This is a genomic window from Actinomycetospora aurantiaca (assembly GCF_037401875.1).
In the GTDB taxonomy this organism is placed as follows: Bacteria; Actinomycetota; Actinomycetes; order Mycobacteriales; family Pseudonocardiaceae; genus Actinomycetospora; species Actinomycetospora aurantiaca.
Map to the genome: position 1 here is coordinate 717,833 of NZ_JBBEGN010000001.1, position 18,390 is coordinate 736,222.

General features: G+C 72.2%; 22 protein-coding genes. 11 read left to right on the top strand and 11 right to left on the bottom strand.

Features of this window, described 5'->3' with window-relative positions; all coding sequences use genetic code 11:
• Positions 1-18: 18 nt before the first annotated feature.
• From WCD74_RS03300 to WCD74_RS03325, 6 genes are all read right to left on the bottom strand, one after another.
• Positions 19-231: a hypothetical protein gene (locus WCD74_RS03300; protein ID WP_337693387.1), complete on the bottom strand. Its 213-nt coding sequence runs from the start codon at positions 229-231 to the stop codon at positions 19-21.
• Between the two features lie 78 nt (positions 232-309).
• On the bottom strand, positions 310-1,047 hold the full coding sequence (locus WCD74_RS03305; protein WP_337693388.1) for a tetratricopeptide repeat protein: 738 nt from the start codon (positions 1,045-1,047) through the stop codon (positions 310-312).
• Between the two features lie 58 nt (positions 1,048-1,105).
• Positions 1,106-1,336 (bottom strand): PASTA domain-containing protein, encoded by a 231-nt coding sequence (locus WCD74_RS03310; RefSeq protein WP_337693389.1) that lies wholly within the window; start codon positions 1,334-1,336, stop codon positions 1,106-1,108.
• Positions 1,337-1,367: 31 nt separating this feature from the next.
• Entirely contained in the window at positions 1,368-1,688 is a 321-nt protein-coding gene (locus WCD74_RS03315; protein ID WP_337693390.1) for a WhiB family transcriptional regulator, read from the bottom strand.
• 214 nt (positions 1,689-1,902) lie between these two features.
• The gene (locus tag WCD74_RS03320; protein ID WP_337693391.1) at positions 1,903-2,475 is read right to left on the bottom strand and encodes a sortase domain-containing protein; all 573 of its coding nucleotides are present in this window, start codon (positions 2,473-2,475) and stop codon (positions 1,903-1,905) included.
• 1 nt (position 2,476) lies between these two features.
• A complete protein-coding gene (locus WCD74_RS03325) occupies positions 2,477-3,151 on the bottom strand; it encodes an excalibur calcium-binding domain-containing protein (RefSeq protein WP_337693392.1) in 675 nt (224 codons plus the stop codon).
• A gap of 211 nt (positions 3,152-3,362) precedes the next feature.
• Between WCD74_RS03325 and WCD74_RS03330 the strand changes: the two genes are divergently transcribed.
• The 7 genes from WCD74_RS03330 (at position 3,363) to WCD74_RS03360 (ending at position 8,740) form a co-directional block, all read left to right on the top strand.
• Positions 3,363-3,677, top strand: a complete 315-nt coding sequence (locus WCD74_RS03330; RefSeq protein WP_337693393.1) for a hypothetical protein — start codon at positions 3,363-3,365, stop codon at positions 3,675-3,677.
• A gap of 68 nt (positions 3,678-3,745) precedes the next feature.
• Entirely contained in the window at positions 3,746-4,945 is a 1,200-nt protein-coding gene (locus WCD74_RS03335) for an RNase A-like domain-containing protein (protein WP_337693394.1), read from the top strand.
• Positions 4,946-4,956: 11 nt separating this feature from the next.
• Positions 4,957-5,277, top strand: a complete 321-nt coding sequence (locus WCD74_RS03340) for a contact-dependent growth inhibition system immunity protein (RefSeq protein ID WP_337693395.1) — start codon at positions 4,957-4,959, stop codon at positions 5,275-5,277.
• A gap of 145 nt (positions 5,278-5,422) precedes the next feature.
• Positions 5,423-5,734 carry a contact-dependent growth inhibition system immunity protein gene (locus WCD74_RS03345; RefSeq protein WP_337693396.1) on the top strand — a complete coding sequence of 104 codons (312 nt, stop codon included), beginning with the start codon at positions 5,423-5,425 and terminating at the stop codon, positions 5,732-5,734.
• 332 nt (positions 5,735-6,066) lie between these two features.
• Positions 6,067-6,978 (top strand): SEC-C metal-binding domain-containing protein, encoded by a 912-nt coding sequence (locus WCD74_RS03350; protein ID WP_337693397.1) that lies wholly within the window; start codon positions 6,067-6,069, stop codon positions 6,976-6,978.
• 23 nt (positions 6,979-7,001) lie between these two features.
• Complete coding sequence (locus WCD74_RS03355; protein WP_337693398.1) at positions 7,002-8,081, top strand: enolase C-terminal domain-like protein; 1,080 nt, start codon at positions 7,002-7,004, stop codon at positions 8,079-8,081.
• A complete protein-coding gene (locus WCD74_RS03360; RefSeq protein ID WP_337693399.1) occupies positions 8,078-8,740 on the top strand; it encodes a Dph6-related ATP pyrophosphatase in 663 nt (220 codons plus the stop codon). Before WCD74_RS03355 ends, WCD74_RS03360 begins: the two co-directional genes overlap by 4 nt.
• On the opposite strand, the gene WCD74_RS03365 is transcribed toward WCD74_RS03360, so the two are convergent.
• Positions 8,701-9,129, bottom strand: coding sequence for a DUF4262 domain-containing protein (locus WCD74_RS03365; RefSeq protein ID WP_337693400.1), 429 nt, complete (start codon positions 9,127-9,129; stop codon positions 8,701-8,703). The two genes, WCD74_RS03360 and WCD74_RS03365, sit on opposite strands and share 40 nt — an antisense overlap.
• 111 nt (positions 9,130-9,240) lie before the next feature.
• On the bottom strand, positions 9,241-9,789 hold the full coding sequence (locus WCD74_RS03370; RefSeq protein ID WP_337693401.1) for a DUF308 domain-containing protein: 549 nt from the start codon (positions 9,787-9,789) through the stop codon (positions 9,241-9,243).
• A 105-nt stretch (positions 9,790-9,894) separates the two neighbouring features.
• On the opposite strand from WCD74_RS03370, the gene WCD74_RS03375 reads away from it, so the two are divergent.
• Complete coding sequence (locus WCD74_RS03375) at positions 9,895-10,503, top strand: TetR/AcrR family transcriptional regulator (protein ID WP_337693402.1); 609 nt, start codon at positions 9,895-9,897, stop codon at positions 10,501-10,503.
• Between the two features lie 57 nt (positions 10,504-10,560).
• On the opposite strand, the gene WCD74_RS03380 is transcribed toward WCD74_RS03375, so the two are convergent.
• The 3 genes from WCD74_RS03380 to WCD74_RS03390 form a co-directional block, all read right to left on the bottom strand.
• Positions 10,561-11,574, bottom strand: coding sequence for an LLM class F420-dependent oxidoreductase (locus tag WCD74_RS03380; RefSeq protein ID WP_337693403.1), 1,014 nt, complete (start codon positions 11,572-11,574; stop codon positions 10,561-10,563).
• Positions 11,574-13,244 (bottom strand): AMP-binding protein, encoded by a 1,671-nt coding sequence (locus WCD74_RS03385; protein ID WP_337693404.1) that lies wholly within the window; start codon positions 13,242-13,244, stop codon positions 11,574-11,576. The genes WCD74_RS03380 and WCD74_RS03385 overlap by 1 nt, the downstream gene beginning before the upstream one ends.
• Positions 13,245-13,325: 81 nt before the next feature.
• Positions 13,326-13,940, bottom strand: a complete 615-nt coding sequence (locus WCD74_RS03390; protein WP_337693405.1) for a TetR/AcrR family transcriptional regulator — start codon at positions 13,938-13,940, stop codon at positions 13,326-13,328.
• 82 nt (positions 13,941-14,022) lie between these two features.
• On the opposite strand from WCD74_RS03390, the gene WCD74_RS03395 reads away from it, so the two are divergent.
• The 3 genes from WCD74_RS03395 to WCD74_RS03405 are packed head-to-tail and all read left to right on the top strand — an operon-like array spanning position 14,023 to position 18,370.
• Complete coding sequence (locus WCD74_RS03395; RefSeq protein ID WP_337693406.1) at positions 14,023-15,174, top strand: acyl-CoA dehydrogenase family protein; 1,152 nt, start codon at positions 14,023-14,025, stop codon at positions 15,172-15,174.
• The gene (locus WCD74_RS03400) at positions 15,174-16,769 is read left to right on the top strand and encodes an AMP-binding protein (RefSeq protein ID WP_337693407.1); all 1,596 of its coding nucleotides are present in this window, start codon (positions 15,174-15,176) and stop codon (positions 16,767-16,769) included. The genes WCD74_RS03395 and WCD74_RS03400 overlap by 1 nt, the downstream gene beginning before the upstream one ends.
• A gap of 2 nt (positions 16,770-16,771) precedes the next feature.
• Positions 16,772-18,370 carry an acyl-CoA carboxylase subunit beta gene (locus WCD74_RS03405; RefSeq protein ID WP_337693408.1) on the top strand — a complete coding sequence of 533 codons (1,599 nt, stop codon included), beginning with the start codon at positions 16,772-16,774 and terminating at the stop codon, positions 18,368-18,370.
• The last annotated feature ends 20 nt before the right edge of the window (positions 18,371-18,390 follow it).

Here is an 18,390-nt window from a genome sequence, read left to right on the forward strand (position 1 = left end):
CCCGTACGCCGTCAGCGCCTACCCCACCAGCCGCGACACGTCCGCCCCGATCCCCGCCCGCGCCCCGATCTCCCCGATCTGACCCGTCGCCGCCGACGCCGCCCCACCGGTCCACGCGCTGCCCAGACTCCCGCCCGCCGCCCGGATGCCCTCCCCGGCACTGGTGAACTGCTCGGCCATCGACGTCAACTGCGACGCCCCGGCCTCCACCGCCCCCGGATCCCCCGGCATCGGCACCTCGGACCACCCCCTTCGTCGACGGACGTTAGGGAAGCCGCCGGGCGCGTGGGTGCGGTTCGTGCAAAGTCGTCAGCCCTGGCGCTGGGTGAGCCAGTTCCGCCAGGCGGTCGCCGTGCTCACGTCGCCCAGGAGCTCGGCGTCGGCGGCCAGTGCCTGCCCCGAGCGCACCGTCCAGGGGTGCTGCTCCCCCAACACCCGGGAGGCGCGCGCGAAGACTTCGGCGTCGACCGAGCGCGCCGAGACGACGTCGCCGGTCGCGCGGAGGACGGCCCCGACCTGGTGCGCGGCGTCGATCGTCCGCGGGTCGTCGTCGCCGAGGGTACGGCGGTGCCGCTCCAGCGTGTCGTGCGCGAGCGGCGCGACCTGGGCCTCGTCGCCGATGGCGAAGCCGAGTGCGACCAGACTGCGCGCACTGTCGAGCGTGGCCTGCGCGTCCGGGCCCAGCGCCCGACGACGGCGGGTCAGGACGTCGTCGAGCACCCCGACGGCCTGCCGCAGGTCGCCGAGCTGCGCCAGCGTCGCGGCGAGGTTGCTCGCGGTCTCGAGGGTGTTCGGGTGGTCGGGCCCCAGGGTCGCGCTGCGCCGCGCGAGGGTGTCCCGGTCCATCGCCAGGGCGGCGTCCGGGTCGCCGAGCTCGGCGACGAGGCCGGCGAGGCGGTGGGCCGCGTCCAGGGTGTGGGGGTGGTCGGGACCGAGTTCGTCCCGACGCCGGGCCAGGAGCTCGTCGAACTTCTCCCGCGCCTCGTCGGGCCGTCCTGCGAGGTCGGCCGCCACGGCGGCCTCGAACAGCTCGTCAGCCGTCGGCATGATCGAGAGCCTAGGGGCGACCCGCCGTCAGGAAGGCCCTTCCCGACGGCGGGTCGGATCAGCGACCGCCGTTGTCCTCGCCGATCCAGATGCGGACGATTGAGCCCTTCTGGAGCTCGGTGCCCGCCTCGGGCTCCTGGCGGCCGATGAAGGCCCGGCCCGCGGCGGTGTGCACGGCGTTCTCGGCGACGGCGAGGAAGCCGGCGTCGAGGGCGCGGTCGTGCGCCTCGGAGGCGGGGACGCCCGCGAGCTCGGGGACGCGGGCCATGTCGGTGGTGGTGTCGGTCATCGGGGACCTCCGGTGTGTCGACGGACGACGATCAGGCGGCGGGACGAGGGGCGGACGCGCCCTGGCGGGCGTGGCGCCGGCGGCGGGAGATCACGAGGCGACGTTCGTCCTCGCTCTCGCCTCCCCACGTGCCGTACTGCTCCTCGACCTGGTGGGCCCAGTCCCGGCACGCCTTCTCGACCGGGCACGAGTCACAGATCGCCCGCGCGCGGGCGACCCGTTGCGAGCGGGACGGGTCCCGCTCGCCGTCGGGATGGAAGAAGATCTCGAGGTCCATGTCCCGGCAGGCGGCTTGTCGCTGCCAGTCCCAATGGGCCACGAGGGCGGCCGGGAGTCGGGATACGTCGGCCACGACGAACACCTCCTACTACACAACGTCGTAGCAGGCGGATACCCCCCGGTTCGCCTCACAACCGCACCCGTGCGGACTTGTGGGCGTATTCCTCCGTGCCGAGGGCCGCAACCCTGAAATCGGCGTGAAGGAACGCGAGCGGCTTCATCGGTGTCCACGCTAGGCGCGGATCACGGAGGGGGTGGGGCGGTTCGCTGTGGGCGAACCGGCGGGGTCAGGCCTTCTTCGCGTAGACGATCGTCTGGCCGAGGTAGTTGTGCGCGCCGCGGTCGAGCGTGCCACCGCAGGTGATGAGGCGGAGCTCCGGGCCGGGGGTGTCGGAGTAGACGTCGGCGGTCGGGAACTCGGCCTTCGGCGTCGTCTCGGTCCTCGTGACGGCGTAGGTGACCGGGCCGGTCGGCGTGGTGACGGTGATCGTGTCGCCGGCGGCGAGCGTGTGGAAGTCCGCGCCGAACCCGGGCTTGCCGTCGGCGTTGATGTGCGCCAGGACGACGGCCGGCCCGTTCTGGCCCGGCATCGGCCCCTTGGTGTAGACCCCGGCCTGCATCGGGTCCGACAGCGGCGGCACCTGGATGGACCTGTCGGGGTTCAGGCCGAGCCCGACCAGCTGCGACGACGCGTTGAGCTTGGGGATCGTCACCTGGTAGCCCGGGATGACGCCCGCCGTCGTCTGCTGACCCGAGGCGAGCGAGGCCGCGGCGCCACTCGTGTCTTGGGCGCCACAGGCCGTCGTCAGGAGGGCGAGCAGGGCGGCCGCGAGGACCGCGAGAACGGTGCGCTGCTTCATCTCAGAACCCCCCGGTCTGGGCCGAGCCCTCGGGCACCTCGGTGACCTGGTCGCCCGACGTCTTCGCCTCGGACCCGTCGTCGCCGGTGGTCGTCACGGCGGCGTTCTGGTTGTCGCCGTCGTCGAAGTAGTCCTCGCAGGCGACGCCGTTGTGGTTGGCGTCGAGACGGTCTGCGTTGTTCTGGGCCGAACCGCCGATGGACTCGAAGTACTGCTGCGCCTCGCGCTGGTTCGCGAAGTCGGGGCAGTTCTGGTCGCCGACGCGCTGCTGCCGCGTGGTGGACGCCGGCCCACCCTGACCCGACTGGCGCGTCCGGTTCTCCGACGTCGACTGGCCGGGGGCCTGCTGCCCGTCTCCGCCGTTCTGCGGCTGCTGCTGTGCCCCTGCCGTCCCGGCATCTCCATCTGCAGGAGGCTCACCGTTGGTCGAGTCGTCGCCCTGAGGGGTGGTCGTGGCAGTCCCGGTGCAGAGGTCCGTGGTGGCTTTCGCTACGGCGGCGTCCTTCTCAGACCCCTCCGTGGCCTCCTGCACGGCCTTCTCAGCGTTGACGAGGTCCGTGCACCTGTCCGTACCCGGCGCGGGTGGATCCTGCTGTGCGTAGGCCGGACCGGCCACCATCAGCGCGCTCGCGACGACGACGACCGCGAGTGGGCCGAGACGTGTCCATCGGACCATGTCGTGCTCCCCCCAGGAGCAGCGGGCGAAGATCCCGCTGAGTGACGGCAGAATGCCACGGAAGGTCACAGAACGGTCACGCGGGGTGGACCCGTCGTCGGCAATGGTGTCGACGGCTGCGAGGCTGTGCGACCGGCAGGAGACGGGTCCTGCGTGCCTGACTTTCACGGAACGGCACCTGTTGCCACGCGGCCTGCACCAGGCTTGGTGCGTGCCCGACGGCTTCGACGTCCACCCCGACCAGCTCCGCGCCGGCGCCACCGGGCTGCGTGGGGACGCGAGCGGGCTCGACGGTGCCGGCGGCCGGGCGAGCGCAGCCGCGCAGTCGGCGGCGCAGGCGTCGGGCGCCGGTCCGCTCGCGGGCGCGGCGAACGAGCTGGCGTCACAGCTCGACAAGGCGATCGACGCCGTACGGCGCAGCATCGAGGAGACCGCGGCCGCGATCGACGCCGCATCGGCGAACTACGAGACGTCGGATGCGGCGGCGTCGCGGAGCATCTCCGGTGTCGCCGTGCCGGGCTTCTGATGACGGTGCTTGGAGACCCGGACGCCGTGCTCGCTGCGTCGTCCGAGCTGACGGCGGCGGCGCGTGCGTTGCAGGCCGCCCGGGAAGGACTGGCGGCGCGCGGACGAGCCGTGACCGCCGACTGGACTGGGCGTGCTGCGCCAGCCGCGCTGGAGCTGGTCGAGCGGCAGGCGCTCGAGCTGGAGCGGGCAGTCGATGCGGTCGCGCGGTCGGCGCCGCCGCTCGCGGTGTACGCGGAGGCGCTGCGTGATGCCCAACGGGACTTCGCCCTCGGCGAGCAGATGGTGCGCGAGGGTGAGGCGGCGCGGCTCGCGACGGGTTCCGGTGCGACCGCGGTGGCTGATGCCGCGCGGGACGGCGCGGCGCAGACGATCGCCGACGGCGCGAGCGCGATGCAGAGTGCGCAGGAGCGGGCGCTCGAGGCGAACGAGGTCGCGGCGCGCGCCCTCGCGGAGGCGGCGTGGGCGTTGGCGGGGTTGGTCCCGGCGTCGGCGCCCGCTCCGGTCGTGGGCCGGGACGGCACGTTCGGCGACGGCCTCGTGAAGGCGGTGGGCGACGTGTCGGGCGAGATCGTCAACTCGGTCTCCGGCCTCACGACCCTGCTCAACCCGTTCTCCGACGCGTTCGGACCGGCCTGGGCGAGCACGTGGGAGACGGTCAGGGCGACTGTCACGGACCCGGTTGGCGCGGGGCGAGCCGTGGTGGAGGGGACGGTCGCGCCGATCGGCGAGTCCTACGGGACGGGCGGTCTCGACGAGGCGATCGGGCGGACACCCGCCGTCCTCGCCGGCGTCATCGGGACGAAGGGGCTGACGAAGCTCAACAAGCTGCGACGGCTCCGCGGAGAGAACCAGACCCCGCTGGCCCCGGGCGGCGGGCTGCAGCACCACGAGGAGGCCGGCGGGCACACGCTCGCGCCGCACAAGGTGCACATCGGGACCGACGAGCAGGCGTTGTTCGACCGGGTCCAGAATGCCCCGCGACCGATACCTTCAGCCTCGAGCTTCTTCGACCGAGCCATCGCAGAGCGGAGCGTCGCCGAGAATCTCGCAGGCAACCGTGGAGCCATCGATGACTGGCTGGCGAACACATCCGCGAGGAATCAGGTCGTGGACTTCGAGCACCGGCAGGCGGTGGGCATCAGCATCGATCGCTCGGCGACCTCGCCGGCCGACGCAGTCGAGGTACATCGGACACGCCTCGTCCTGCGACGGGACGCGACACAACCCGACGGCTTCTACGTCCTGACCTCGTACCCGCAGCGATAGGAGGCGGCAGCGTGACCGCTCTGGCTCGATGGCCACATCTCGAGACGCTCCTCCTCGCGTACCTCCACCAGGACTTCGACCTCGAGTACGACGGGACCCCTGAGGGCTCGATCAACGGCTTCGGACATGACGAGGACGTCGAGTACGTCCGCCGAGCGGCCAGCGAAGCTCGGTCGCTCGCGGTGTCCGAATCGGACGAGGCCCTGCGACAGCGGATGACCGAGGCTCAGGTCGCCTATGCGTACTGGGCCGACGGTTGGAGCGACGCGGCGTGGTTGGAGTTCGTGGCCTCGCGGTTGGAAGCCATCGTGCAGCGGCGCGCCGGTCGTTGAGCCTCGGCGAACCCTGCGGTAGGTGGCTGCTGCACGTCGCCGACGGTTCACGTCGACCTGCAGCATCAGGATGTAGCGGATTCGGACGCGGGGCGCGTAGATCCGCTACATCAGTTGACGCGCCGACCGTCGTGAGGCGGAGAGCATGACGAACACCGAACCCGCCTACGAGACCCTGTCCAATTTCTTCGGGTGCTACCTGAACCAAAACTGTCCCGACGATTACGGGTCGGCCACAGCCGCCATCGAGGCCTACAAGCGGGAATTCCCACCGAAGTCACTCGTCGCGACCTCCGAGGACGCGAGTGCTCTCGTCCACCTCCACCTCGAGGAGGACGAACTCAGGGTGAAGCTCCTGGGACTCGGCCTCGAGTACACACCCTGGACCGACGGATGGACCGCTCGACGCTGGCTGGTCTGGCTCGCGAATGACCTCGTGCCGACGTCCTACGGCTGAGGTGCGCCCGCTCACGACCAAGATCACCGCAACAACGAGGATTCGGACGCTCACCGTCCAGATCCTCGTTGTTCCGGTGATCTTGACCTGGTTGTGGCGCAGGCTCTCGGGCCGCGCCTTCTCCGCCGAGACGCTCACCCACCGATAGCGCAGCCGAGTCGGCGATCACTGAGCGCAACTCCTGGTCCTCGACCGTGCCGGAGAACCGATTCCCGTGGAATCGGTTCTGCGGTGGAGTGCAAGCCCGAGCACGGTGTCCGCGGAGCCGGACGGCAACCAGGCGATCTGCGGGCTCCGACGGGCCTGGTGCCCACCGCCCGTACGGTGCTCCCGTGTCGCGCACCCTGACCTCCGACGATCTGGACGCCTACGGCGACGAGCTGTACCCGGCTGACCCGAAGGCGATGCTCGACGAGCTCGTGCTCGCCGTCGAGGAGGGCCGGATCGCCGACCCGGACGACGTCCCCTACGCGCTGACCCTGGCGGCGAGCGCGGCGGTGAAGCTGGGTGACGAGGCCCGGGCCCTGGAGCTGTCGGCGCGTGGCGTCGAGATGTCCGAAGGCGGGCGGGACCACTTCCAGTCCCGCGGCGAGCACGCGGACCTCCTCCTGCGCTACGGCCACGAGGAGGAGGGCATGGCGCTGCTGCGGACGCTTCGACCGCAGCTCAGCCGAGACCTCCTGGCCGACGGGTACGTCATCGACCCGCTGCGGGAGAACGGTCGGGACGAGCTCGCCGAGGAGTGGCTGAGCGCGGCGCTCGCGACCGTTCTCGGCATCGCCGACCGCGCCGAGGACGGCTCGGATGACGAAGAGGACGCCTTCGACATCGCCGACCGGTTGCTCGTGCTCCGCTACGACCTCCGCCGCGAGATGGGTCTCCCGCTCGACGACACCGATCGCCTCGCCGAGCAGGTCGACGACGACGGGTCCGACGTCACCTTCTGGCCGGAGGCCGCCTTCGCCGACCTGGTTCGCTCACTGCCGGAGATCGACGGCGGGCCCCCGACCTGGGACGAGCACCGCGCGTCGATCGAGCGTCGACTGCAGGAGGCGGACCCGAACGACTTTCCCGTCGTCGAGCTCGGGTCCCCGGAGCTGCTGGCGGCCCTCGTCGCAGGAGACGAGGACCGTGACGTGCCGCCCGGACCGCTGCTGGAGTGGCCACCTGGGCGCAACGACGCATGCTGGTGCGGATCGGGCACCAAGTACAAGAAGTGCTGCCTGCCCCGGGCCCGCGGCTGACGGCCGGGGCGGAGGATGCGGGGATGACGACGACGGTGCGGTCGGTCACCGCGCGGCCGGTCCTGGCGCCGCTGGACCCGCCGTTGCAGACCGCGAGCGGCGAGGTCCCGACGGCGCCACTGGTGCTGGTCGACGTCGAGGCGTCGGACGGCGTGATCGGGCACGCCTACCTGTTCTGCTACACGCCGATGGTCCTGCCCGCCCTGACGAGCCTGGTCGAGGAACTGGGCGCGGCGGTCGTCGGGACGCCGGACGCCCCGCGCACCGTCGAGGCGGACCTGCGGGCGCGACTGCGGCTGCTGCGCCCGCAGGGCCTCACGACGATGGCGATCTCCGGGCTGGACATGGCGCTCTGGGACGTCCTGGCACGACGGCGCGAGCTCCCCCTGGTGCGGCTGCTCGGCGGCGAGCCGGGCCCGGTCCGCGCGTACGGCAGCCTGCGGCGGATGGCCCCGGACGAGGTCCGCGCCGAGGCCGCGGAGCTCGCCGGGCTCGGGTTCGACGCCTACAAGGTCAAGGTCGGGTCGGCCGGGCTCGCCCGCGACCGGGAGGTCATCGCCGCACTGCGCGAGGCCGTCGGGCCGGACGCCGACATCGCGGTCGACTTCAACCAGACCCTGCCCGTCCCCGAGGCGATCCGGCGGCTCCACGCGCTCGCGGACGAGCACCTGATGTGGGTCGAGGAACCGACCCGGGCCGACGACGCGGCCGGACACGCGCGCATCCGGTCGGCCGTGTCGACACCGGTCCAGCTCGGCGAGAGCTGGTGGGCGGTCGACGAGATGACCGCGAGCATCACCGCGGGTGCGAGCGACCACGCGATGCTCGACGTCGCGCGCATCGGAGGGGTGACCGGGTGGCTGCGCGCCGCGCCCGTGGCTCACGCCGCAGGCCTGCCGGTGTCGAGCCACTTCTGGCCCGAGATCAGCGCCGCTCTGCTCGCCGTCACTCCGGGCGCCTTCCTTTTCGAGTACCTCGACGTCGCCGCCGGGGTGCTCCGCTCCCCCGCCCGCGTCGTCGACGGCGCCGTCGTCCTGCCCGACGAGCCCGGCAGCGGGGTCGACTGGGACGAGGACGCCCTCGACCGGTTCCAGGTCCGATGAGGGCCTGGGCCAGCTGGTCGTGCGGCAAGGACGGCGCCTTCGCGCTGCACGCCGTGCGCGACGAGGTCGAGGTCGGCGGGCTCCTGACGACCGTCACCGACGGCGTGGTCGCCATGAGCCGCGTGCCCGTCGATCTCCTGCACGCCCAGGCCGCCGCGCTCGACCTGCCGTTGCGCACGATCGAGCTGCCCTGGCCCTGCCCGAACGACGTCTACGAGCAGCGGACCGGCGCCGCCCTCGCCGAGCTGCAGGCCGCCGGCGCCGACGCGATCGTCTACGGCGACCTGTTCCTCGCCGACATCCGCGCCTACCGGGAGCAGGGACTCGAGGGCACCGGGCTCACCGCGCGGTTCCCGCTGTGGGAACGGTCGACCGCAGACCTCGCCCGGGAGATGCTCCAGGCCGGGGTCCGCGCCGTCGTCGTCTGCGTCGACCCCGCGCAGGCGCCCGCCGGGATCGCCGGGCGGACGTGGGACGAGGACCTCCTCCGTGACCTCCCCGAGGGTGTCGACCCGTGCGGCGAGAACGGCGAGCTCCACACGTTCGTCACCGACGGCCCGGGGTTCGCCCGGCCCGTGGACGTGGTGGTCGGCGAGACCTACGAGCGCGACGGCTTCGTCTACGCGCCCGTCTCCGCGCGCGGCCCGAGCACCGGCTGACCTCCGCGGCGGCCGCGGAAGCGCCGGTCCCACGGCCAACGGCCGCGGTCGTCGCACCACACCAACTGCAGCGCACGCAGGGGCAGCCCGGGGAAGAGGCCGGGCACGGCCAGCAGGTGCGCGTCGGGGTGCGGGAGCTCGACCACCTCGATCCGCGTCCCGTCGTCGAGCGGGAAGCGCTGCCCCGGGAGGCACTCCCCGTCGTGCCAGACGACCTCGTGCGCCACGTCGTTGAGCAGGTGGCCGGCCCGCTGCGTCGACAGCCCCGTCACCACCAGCTCCGCCAGGTCGTACTGCACCAGGCCGACCGTGTACGCCCACGGCGGGTGCACCCGGTCGGCCTGGACGTACTGGATCGCCCAGCCGTACTGCTCGATCATCGCCAGCATCCGTGCGTCCGCCGCGGCCTTCGTGACCCGTGGTTCCCGGCATCTCCAGCACATCCCGACCTCCGGCACTCGAACTCATGTTCGACAGAGTGCACCAGGGGTCCGACAATCTCAGCTCCGTCGCAGTCGCAGGAGTCCGACCAGCGCGAACACCGCCCCGGCGACCGCGTAGCCGGCGAGCGAGATCAGCAGCGGCGCCGGCCCGGACGCCATCACGACGAAGGCCACCCCGACCAGGCACGACAGTCCCCCGCTGACGACCAGCGGCCACTGCCCGCGCCGGGTCCGACGGCGGGCGAGCGCGACGACGAGCTGCCCCGCTCCCGACACGACGGCCCAGACGCCCCACACCCAGAGCACGCTCGCCACCCCGAGACCCGAGGCGACGACGAGACCCACGGCGGCCAGTGCGCTGACGACCGCGTTCGCCACGAGTCCGGCGCGGCCGCGAGGCGACCGGAGGGCGTCGACACCCACGAGCACGAGGTCGCCGACGGGGTAGAGCACCAGCACGACCGCCGTCACGACGCCGAGCTCGGGCCCGACGGTGACGAGCACCGCCGCCCAGACCAGGGCGAACAGCGCGCGGGCGAGCAGGAGCGGTGCCTGCGCGCGCTCCTCGGCAACGTCGCGGTCCTCGACCGACAGCACGGCGGACATCGTCGACTCCTCGTGTAGAACGAACGTTCTTCCTATCTGAACGAGCCTGCTTCACCGCACTCGCCGTCGTCAAGACCGATCGTTCTTTCTGTTAACGTCGGCGCCGTGCCCGGCCACTCGGAAGCCCGTGAGCGCCTGCTGACGACGGCGAGCGGCCTCTTCTACGGCGAGGGCATCCGGGCCGTCGGGGTCGACCGTCTGGTCTCCGAGGCACGGGTGACCCGGGCGACCTTCTACCGGCACTTCCCGTCGAAGGAGGACCTGGTCGTCGCCTACCTCCGGGCGGCGGACGCGCAGGTGCGGGACCAGGTCGACCGGTCGATCGCGACGACGTCGTCCGCCGCGGACGCGCTGCGGGCCGTGGCGGGAACGATCGCCGACGACCTCCGCCGGCCCGGCTTCCGTGGGTGCGCCTTCCTCCGGGCGGCCGCCGAGTTCCCCGATCCCGGCGACCCGGTGCACCGCGAGGTGGTGGCGCACCGGGCGTGGATGGTCGACACGCTGCGCGACCTGTTCACCGAGGTCTACCGCGACGAGGGGCCCGGGGCTCGTCCGGAACACGCCGCCCGGCACTTCCTCATGCTGCGCGACGGGGCGATGAGCGCCGGCTCCATCGACGAGGCCGACGACGTCGGCGACACCTTCAGGCGTGGGGTCGAGGGTCTGATCACCGTCGTCCACCTGCCGTCGTCGCGGCCACAGCTGCCCACCTGAGCGTCGACGTTGCGGCGTTTGTGACGTCCAGTGTCAGCATGGCCGCAGTGCTGACACCTACAGCAACCGCGCCACCGCCGACACGTCGTCGGGGAGGCCCTGCACGGCGATCTCGTCGACGACCGTGGACTCCCATCGGTCGAGGTCCCGGCGCACCTTCCCGACCGGACCGATCAGCGCCACCTGCTCCACCAGCTCCGTCGGGATCGCGGCGGCCGCCTCGTCCTTGCGTCGGTCGAGGTAGAGCTCCTGCACCCGGGCGGCCACGGACTCGTACCCCATGCGCACGAAGACGTCGTGGTGGAAGTTCGCGCCACGGGCGCCCATGCCGCCCATGTAGAGCGCGAGCTCGGGGCGGACCCGGTCGGCGGCACGGTCCACGTCGTCGTCGAGCACCACCGGCACCGTCGCGACCACCTCGAAGCCCTCCGGCCGACCGCCACGCCGCGCGAAGCCCTCGTCGAGCGCCTCCCGGTAGAACCCGTCGAACGCGGGTGCGAAGAACATCGCGAGCCAGCCGTCCGCGACCTCGGCGGACAGCGCGATGTTCCTCGGCCCCTCCGCCCCCAGCAGCACAGGCAGCGACGCGCGGTACGGATGCAACGACGAGCGCAGCGGTTTCCCCAGCTCGGAGCCGGGCGACGGCAGCGGGAAGTACTCGCCGTCGTTGCTGACCGGTGCCTCCCGCGCGAGCACCTGTCGCACCACGGACACGTACTCCCGCGTGCGGGCGAGGGGCCGCGCGTACGGGGCGCCGTGCCAGCCCTCGGAGACCTGCGGACCGGATGCGCCGAGCCCCAGCACCACCCGCCCACCGGAGAGGTGGTCGAGGGTCATGGCCGCCATCGCGGTCGCCGCGGGGGTCCGGGCCGGGACCTGCGCGACCGCCGTCCCGAGCCGCACCCGGGAGGTCAGCGCCGCCGCGTACGCGAGCGGCGTGAACACGTCGGACCCGTACGCCTCGGCGAACCACACCGACGAGAACCCGGCCGCGTCGATCTCCTGCAGCCGCGCGGCCAGGTCCGGCGGCGGCCGCCCCGCGAAGTGCCCGACGTTGACCCCGATCCGCACTACGGCACCGCCGCCGAGAACAGGTCCGCGTGCGCCGCCCGCAGCTTGTACTTGAGGATCTTCCCGCCGACGGTCTCGGGCAGCGCGTCGGCGAACACGATCGCCTTCGGCGTCTCGTAGCCCGCGAGCCGCTCGCGGCAGTGCGCGATCAGCTCCTCGGCCGTCACCTCCGACGACGGCACGACGACGGCGGTCACGGCCTCGCCCCACCGCTCGTGCGGCAGCCCGATCACCGCCGCCCGCGCGACCGCCGGGTGCGCGTAGAGCGCCGACTCCACCCGCAGGCTCGACACGTTCTCCCCGCCGGACTTCACGATGTCCTTGATCCGGTCGACCATGACGCGCAGCCCGTCGTCGTCGAACGCGGCGCTGTCCCCGGAGTGGAACCACCCGGTGCGGAACGCCTCGCGGGTGGCCTCCTCGTTCTTGTAGTAGCCGGCGGTGACGGTCGGGGTCCGGTAGACCACCTCGCCGGCGACGCCGGGCCGGTCGCGCAGCGAGACGCCGTCGTCGTCGAAGACGTCCGAGGCGAGCAGCGGGCTGGGCAGGCCGACGTAGTTCACGACGGGGGCCGTGGCCGCGTAGGCCTCCGGCCAGCGGCGCGGCCAGAAGCGGTGGCACGCGATCGCCTCGGTCTGGCCGAAGATGCCCAGCACGACGAGGTCGTCGCCGGCCTGGCCCTGCAGCCGCTCGTACACCTCCGGGGGCAGCGCGCCCCAGCCGTAGACCAGGACGTCGAGGCACGTCACGTCGAGGCCCTCGAACTCCTTGGTCAGCGCCGTGACGAACTGCGGCGACCCGGCCCACAGCGCCGTGATCCGCTCCTCGGCGACCGCCGCCGCGACGTCGGCCGGGATCGGCCGCCGCCCCAGCACGAGCGTGCCGCCGGACAGGAACGCCGACAGCGCGAAGATCAGCTCGCCGACGTGGTAGATCATCGGCAGGTAGGTGCCGACCCGGACCTCGTTCTCCAGGCCGGTGCCGCGGGTCAGCGACAGCGCGAAGTTCAGCGCCGCGTAGTGGCTCGCGGAGTGGGAGATCATCACGCCCTTGGGCATGGCGGTCGTCCCGGAGGTGAACAGCATCTCCCAGATGTCGTCGCCGTGGATCTCGACGTCGGGCTCGCCGTCGGGAGCCCCATCGACGAAGGCGGAGAAGCCCGTGCTGCCGGGCGCCGGGTCGCCCCCGATGCCGATCGTGACGCCGGGTGCGAGCCCGGCCCGGCCGAAGGCGCCGGCCGCGCGGGACCAGAGCTCGGCGTCGACGATCGCGAACCCGGGTTCGGCGTGCGCGATGAGGTGCTCGACGACATCGGGCGCGAGGTTCGGGTTCAGCGGCATCGCCACCATCCCGGCCTTCGCGATGCCGATCTTCGCGACGTAGGCCTCGACGGAGTTCTCGCAGAACAGCAGCACCCGCGCGCCCGGCTCGAGGCCGCGGGCGAGGAGGCCGTTCGCCACGCGGTTCGCCGTCCGGTCGGCCTCGCGGTAGGTCACGGCGGCGAAGCGCTCGTCGGCGTAGGCGCCGGGGCGGCCGACGATCGCGACCTGGTCGGGGTAGCTCCACGTGAGCCGCTCGAAGACGTCGCCCACGGAGGTCCGCTCCCACCGGTGGACGGCGCGGCGGCCCCGCAGGGTGGTCACGTCGAAGGTCGTGGTGCCCAGGTCCACGCGGGCCTCCCTGCCGTCGCGATGTGACGTGCAGCATTCCCAGGACGGCAGGTCGAGCGCAAGAGGTGAGTTATCCGTGGTTCACAAACCGAGGCACTGTCGGCCCATCGCGACCAGCATCTCGGCGAGCCGGTCGGCGGGCAGGCCGCTGTGGTGGAACAGCACGGCCTGGGTGGTGCCGAGGGCCGCGTGCACCACGACCCGCAGCTCCGCGTCCGAGAGCTCCCGGCGCAGCGGGGCCAGCGCGATCACCCACTCCTCGACGTAGTGGCGCTGGGCGCGGCGCAGCCGGCGGAGGTCGTCCTCGGGCAGGTGGTGGGCCTCGCGGTAGTACACCTGCAGCAGCCGCCGGTCCTCGATCGCGAAGCGGACGTGGTTCGCGACCAGCCCCTCCAGGGCCTCGCGGTCGTCGGCGGCTCCGGCGACGACCGCGGCCGCCGTGCGCTGCATCTCGTCCATGAGCTGCTCCAGCAGGGCGGAGAGCAGCGCCGCCTTCGACCCGAAGTGGCGGTAGATCCCGGACCCGACGATGCCGGCGGCCGCACCGATGTCGGCCATCCCGACCGCGTGGTACCCGTGCTTGGCCACCAGCTCGGCGGCCGCGGCGAGGATGCGGTCCTTGCGGGCGGGGTCGCGACGACGGCGGGGACGGGTCGCGTCCGCCAGCACCACCGGGCCGTCCGCAGGCTCTGCCATCGCCATCCCTCTTCTCACCCGTCGTCGCGGACGCTACGGTACGCCACGAGTGAACGGCGAGTCACAAAGCGAGGGAGTCGGCGTGGACTTCGTGGAGACCGACGAGCACCGCGACCTCCGGGCCGCCGTCGCGAAGGTCGCGGCGCCCTTCGGCGGCGACTACTACGTCGACCACGCGCGACGCGGCGTCGAGTGCACCGAGCTGTGGCACGCGCTCGGCGACGCGGGCTACGTCGGCGTGTCCGTCCCCGAGGCCTACGGCGGCGGGGGCGGGAACATGGTCGAGCTGGCCCTCGTCTGCGAGGAGACCGCCGCGCAGGGCGCACCGATCCTGCTCCTGCTGGTCACGCACGCGATCTCGGCGGAGGTGATCGCCGAGTACGGCACCGAGGAGCAGCGCAAGGAGTGGCTGCCGGGGCTCGCGTCGGGCCGCGAGAAGGTCGTCTTCGCGATCACCGAGCCCGGCGCCGGCTCCAACACCCATCAGCTCGCGACGCACGCCCGCCGGGAGGGCGACGAGTGGGTGCTCAACGGCGAGAAGTACTACATCTCCGGGGTCGACGACGCCGAGGCGCTGCTCCTGGTCGCGCGCACCGGCCGCGACGACGCCGGGCGGGCGCAGATGTCGCTGTTCCTCGTCCCCACCGACGCGCCGGGCCTGCAGAAGGTGCCGCTCCCGGTCGACGTCCTGCTGCCCGAGAAGCAGTTCACGCTGCGGTTCGACGACGTCCGCGTCCCGGCGTCCGCGCTGGTCGGCGACGAGAACCAGGGCTTCAAGCAGGTGTTCCACGGCCTCAACCCCGAGCGCATCACCGGCGCCGCGCTGTGCGTCGGGATCGCCCGCTACGCCCTGGCGAAGGCGACGCGCTACGCGAACGACCGCGCGGTGTGGGACAGGCCGATCGGCACCCACCAGGGCGTGTCGCACCCCCTGGCGAAGGCCAAGATCGAGACGGAACTCGCGGCGCTGATGACGCAGAAGGCCGCCTGGTTGCACGACCAGGGACTGCCGGCCGGCGAGGCGTCGAACATGGCGAAGTACGCCGCCGCCGAGGCCGCGATCGCCGCGTGCGACGCCGCGATGCAGACCCACGGCGGCAACGGCGTGTCCCAGGAGTTCGGGCTGCTCCCCTACTGGGGCCTCGCCCGGCTGCTGCGGATCGCGCCGGTGAACCGCGAGATGGTCCTCAACTACGTGGCGCAGCACAGCCTCGGGCTGCCGAGGTCGTACTGATGGACCTGCAGCGCAACCTCGTCCAGCGGATCAACGTCGGCGACGCCCTGACCCGGTCCGCCTTCGCCCGGCCCGGGCAGCTCGCCGTCGTGGACGGCGACCGTCGCCTCACCTACGCGGAGCTCGACGCGTGGGTCAACCGGCTCGCGCACGGGTTGGTGGACCGTGGCTACGCCGTCGGCGACGCGCTCGCCCTCGCCGCCGGCAACTCCGCCGAATTCCTCGCCGTCTACTACGCCTGCGCGAAGGCCGGCGTGGTGTGCGTCCCGATCAACCTCGGCTGGCGGCCCGACGAGGTCGCCTACGTGCTGGGGCACTCGCAGGCCCGCGGCATCGTCGTCGAGAGCCAGCTGCTGGAGCCGATCACGGCCGCCGTCGGGAAGGTTCCGTCCGTCGCCGACGTGTTCGTCGCCCCCGGCACGAGTGCGAGTGGCGCCTCTCTGACGTCCAGCGTCAGCAACGGACCATCGCTGACGCTCGGCGACCTCGAGACCGACGACAGCACCCCCGTCGAGGTCGCGATCGACGACCGCGCGGCACTGAGCTACCTCTACACCTCGGGCACCACGTCGTTCCCGAAGGGCGTCGTCGGCACGCACCTCGGCATCCACCTGGAGTCGATGTCGGCCGCGCTCGACTCGGGCTGGACCGCCGACGACCGGTTCATCGCGATGATGCCGATGTTCCACACCGCCCAGCTGAACGCGTTCTGCACGCCCGCCGTCGTCGTGGGCGCGACCATCCACGTGCACCGCGGCTTCGACCCCGCGCGCTTCCTGCAGACGATCGAGGACGAGAAGATCACGCAGGTCTTCGGGCTGCCGATGATGTACCGGGCGGCCCTGGACCACGAGGGCTTCGCCGACCGCGACCTGTCGTCGTTGAAGCGCGCCGTCTACGCCATGGCCCCGATGCCCGAGGCACAGATCAAGGCGTGCTTGGACGGCTACCGGTGCGACTTCGCGCTGCTGTTCGGCCAGACCGAGATGTCGCCGATCACGACGCTCTTCCGGCCGGAGCACCAGCTCACGCACGTCGGGTCGGTCGGAACACCGTTGACCGGTGTCCAGGTCGGCATCATGGGCCCCGACGGCGAGCTGCTGCCGCCCGGTGAGCAGGGCGAGATCGTCTACCGCGGGCCCTCGACCATGCAGGAGTACCTGCACGACGAGGCTGCCACCGCGCGGGCGTTCGAGCACGGCTGGTTCCACTCCGGCGACGTCGGGCGGTTCGGCGACGACGGCGTGCTGTGGTTCGCCGACCGGACCAAGGACGTCATCAAGACCGGCGGCGAGAACGTGGCGTCGCTCGAGGTGGAGCGGGCGGTGTACGACGCGGAGCCGGACGTCGCGGAGGTCGTGGTCGTCGGGCTGCCGCACCAGCGGTGGAGCGAGGCGATCACCGCCGTCGTCGTCCCGAAGCCGGGCGCGACGATCGACCCGGACCGGCTGATCGCCGCGCTCAAGGAGCGCCTCGACGGCTACAAGGTGCCGAAGGCCGTGATCGTCGAGCAGGAGTTCCCGCGCACGTCGACCGGGAAGATCCAGAAGAACGTCGTCCGGGACACCCACGCGATGCACTACGGAGGACGCTAGGCATGGCCGTCCTGCAGTCACTGCTCGACACCACGTCCGAGAGCTACATCGGCAACCGCAAGAACCAGCTCGAGCTGGTCGCGGCCCTCGACGAGCAGCTCGAGGCCGTCGTCGCGGGCGGCGGGGAGCGCTACATGCAGCGCCACCGCGACCGGGGCAAGCTCCCCGTCCGCGAACGGCTCGCGCTGCTCCTCGACCCGGACTCGCCCTTCCTCGAGCTCTCGCCGCTCGCCGCCTGGGGCACCGACTTCACGGTGGGCGCCTCGGTGCTCACCGGGATCGGCGTGGTGTCCGGGGTCGAGTGCGTCGTCATCGGCCACGACCCGACCGTGCGCGGCGGCGCGATGAACCCGTACTCGCTGCGCAAGACGCTGCGGGCGCTGGAGATCGCACGGCTCAACCGCCTCCCGGTGATCAACCTCGTCGAGTCCGGCGGCGCCGACCTCCCGACGCAGGCCGACCTGTTCGTCCCGGCCGGGCGCATCTTCCACGAGCTGACCGAGCTGTCGTCGATGGCGATCCCGACGATCGCGCTGGTCTTCGGCAACTCCACGGCCGGCGGCGCGTACGTGCCGGGGATGTGCGACTACGCGGTGCTCGTCGACCGCGCCGCCAAGGTGTTCCTCGGCGGGCCGCCCCTGGTGAAGATGGCGACCGGCGAGACCGCCGACGACGAGTCGCTGGGCGGCGCGGAGATGCACTCGCGGGTGTCCGGCCTGTCCGACCACTTCGCGACCGACGAGCGCGACGCGATCCGGATCGGGCGTGAGATCGTCGCGCGCTTCCACTGGCACAAGCTGGGCCCGGCCCCGTCGTCGCACGCGCCCGAACCGCTCTACGACCCCGAGGAGATCCTCGGCATCCTGCCGCCGGACACCAAGGTGCCCTTCGACCCGCGCGAGGTCCTGGCCCGCACCGTCGACGGCTCGGAGTTCGACGAGTACAAGCCGCTCTACGGCACCTCCCTGGTCACCGGGTGGGCGAGCATCCACGGCTATCCGGTCGGGGTCCTCGCGAACCACCGCGGGGTGCTGTTCAGCGAGGAGGCCAAGAAGGCCAGCGAGTTCATCCTGCTCGCCAACCAGACCGACACGCCGTTGATCTTCCTGCAGAACACCACGGGCTACATGGTCGGCACCGACTACGAGCAGGGCGGGATCATCAAGGACGGCGCCAAGATGATCAACGCGGTGACCAACAGCGGCGTGCCGCACCTGACGATCAACATGGCGTCGTCGTTCGGGGCGGGGAACTACGGCATGTCGGGCCGGGCGTACGACCCGCGGCTGATGTTCGCCTGGCCGGGCGCGAAGCTCGCCGTCATGGGCGCGGCGCAGCTCGCGGGCGTCATGTCGATCGTCGGCCGGGCGTCGGCGTCCTCGCAGGGCAAGCCGTTCGACGAGGACGCCGACGCGGCCCGCACCCGGGCGATCGAGGCGCAGATCGAGAGCGAGTCCCACAGCTTCTACATCTCCGGGAAGCTCTACGACGACGGCATCGTCGACCCCCGCGACACCCGCACCGTGCTGGGGATGTCGCTGTCCGCCGTCCACTCCAACACCGTCGCCGGCCGTCGCGGCTTCGGCACGTTCCGGATGTGAGGTGCCTTCGGCCCGTGTGC

Excerpts from the sequence above, each read along its gene's own strand:
- WCD74_RS03300 (WP_337693387.1), bottom strand. The coding sequence starts at position 231 with ATGCCGGGGGATCCGGGGGCGGTGGAGGCCGGGGCGTCGCAGTTGACG.
- WCD74_RS03305 (WP_337693388.1), bottom strand. The coding sequence starts at position 1,047 with ATGCCGACGGCTGACGAGCTGTTCGAGGCCGCCGTGGCGGCCGACCTC.
- WCD74_RS03310 (WP_337693389.1), bottom strand. The coding sequence starts at position 1,336 with ATGACCGACACCACCACCGACATGGCCCGCGTCCCCGAGCTCGCGGGC.
- WCD74_RS03320 (WP_337693391.1), bottom strand. The coding sequence starts at position 2,475 with ATGAAGCAGCGCACCGTTCTCGCGGTCCTCGCGGCCGCCCTGCTCGCC.
- WCD74_RS03325 (WP_337693392.1), bottom strand. The coding sequence starts at position 3,151 with ATGGTCCGATGGACACGTCTCGGCCCACTCGCGGTCGTCGTCGTCGCG.
- WCD74_RS03345 (WP_337693396.1), top strand. The coding sequence starts at position 5,423 with ATGACGAACACCGAACCCGCCTACGAGACCCTGTCCAATTTCTTCGGG.
- WCD74_RS03355 (WP_337693398.1), top strand. The coding sequence starts at position 7,002 with ATGACGACGACGGTGCGGTCGGTCACCGCGCGGCCGGTCCTGGCGCCG.
- WCD74_RS03360 (WP_337693399.1), top strand. The coding sequence starts at position 8,078 with ATGAGGGCCTGGGCCAGCTGGTCGTGCGGCAAGGACGGCGCCTTCGCG.
- WCD74_RS03365 (WP_337693400.1), bottom strand. The coding sequence starts at position 9,129 with ATGCTGGCGATGATCGAGCAGTACGGCTGGGCGATCCAGTACGTCCAG.
- WCD74_RS03370 (WP_337693401.1), bottom strand. The coding sequence starts at position 9,789 with ATGTCCGCCGTGCTGTCGGTCGAGGACCGCGACGTTGCCGAGGAGCGC.
- WCD74_RS03390 (WP_337693405.1), bottom strand. The coding sequence starts at position 13,940 with ATGGCAGAGCCTGCGGACGGCCCGGTGGTGCTGGCGGACGCGACCCGT.
- WCD74_RS03400 (WP_337693407.1), top strand. The coding sequence starts at position 15,174 with ATGGACCTGCAGCGCAACCTCGTCCAGCGGATCAACGTCGGCGACGCC.
- WCD74_RS03405 (WP_337693408.1), top strand. The coding sequence starts at position 16,772 with ATGGCCGTCCTGCAGTCACTGCTCGACACCACGTCCGAGAGCTACATC.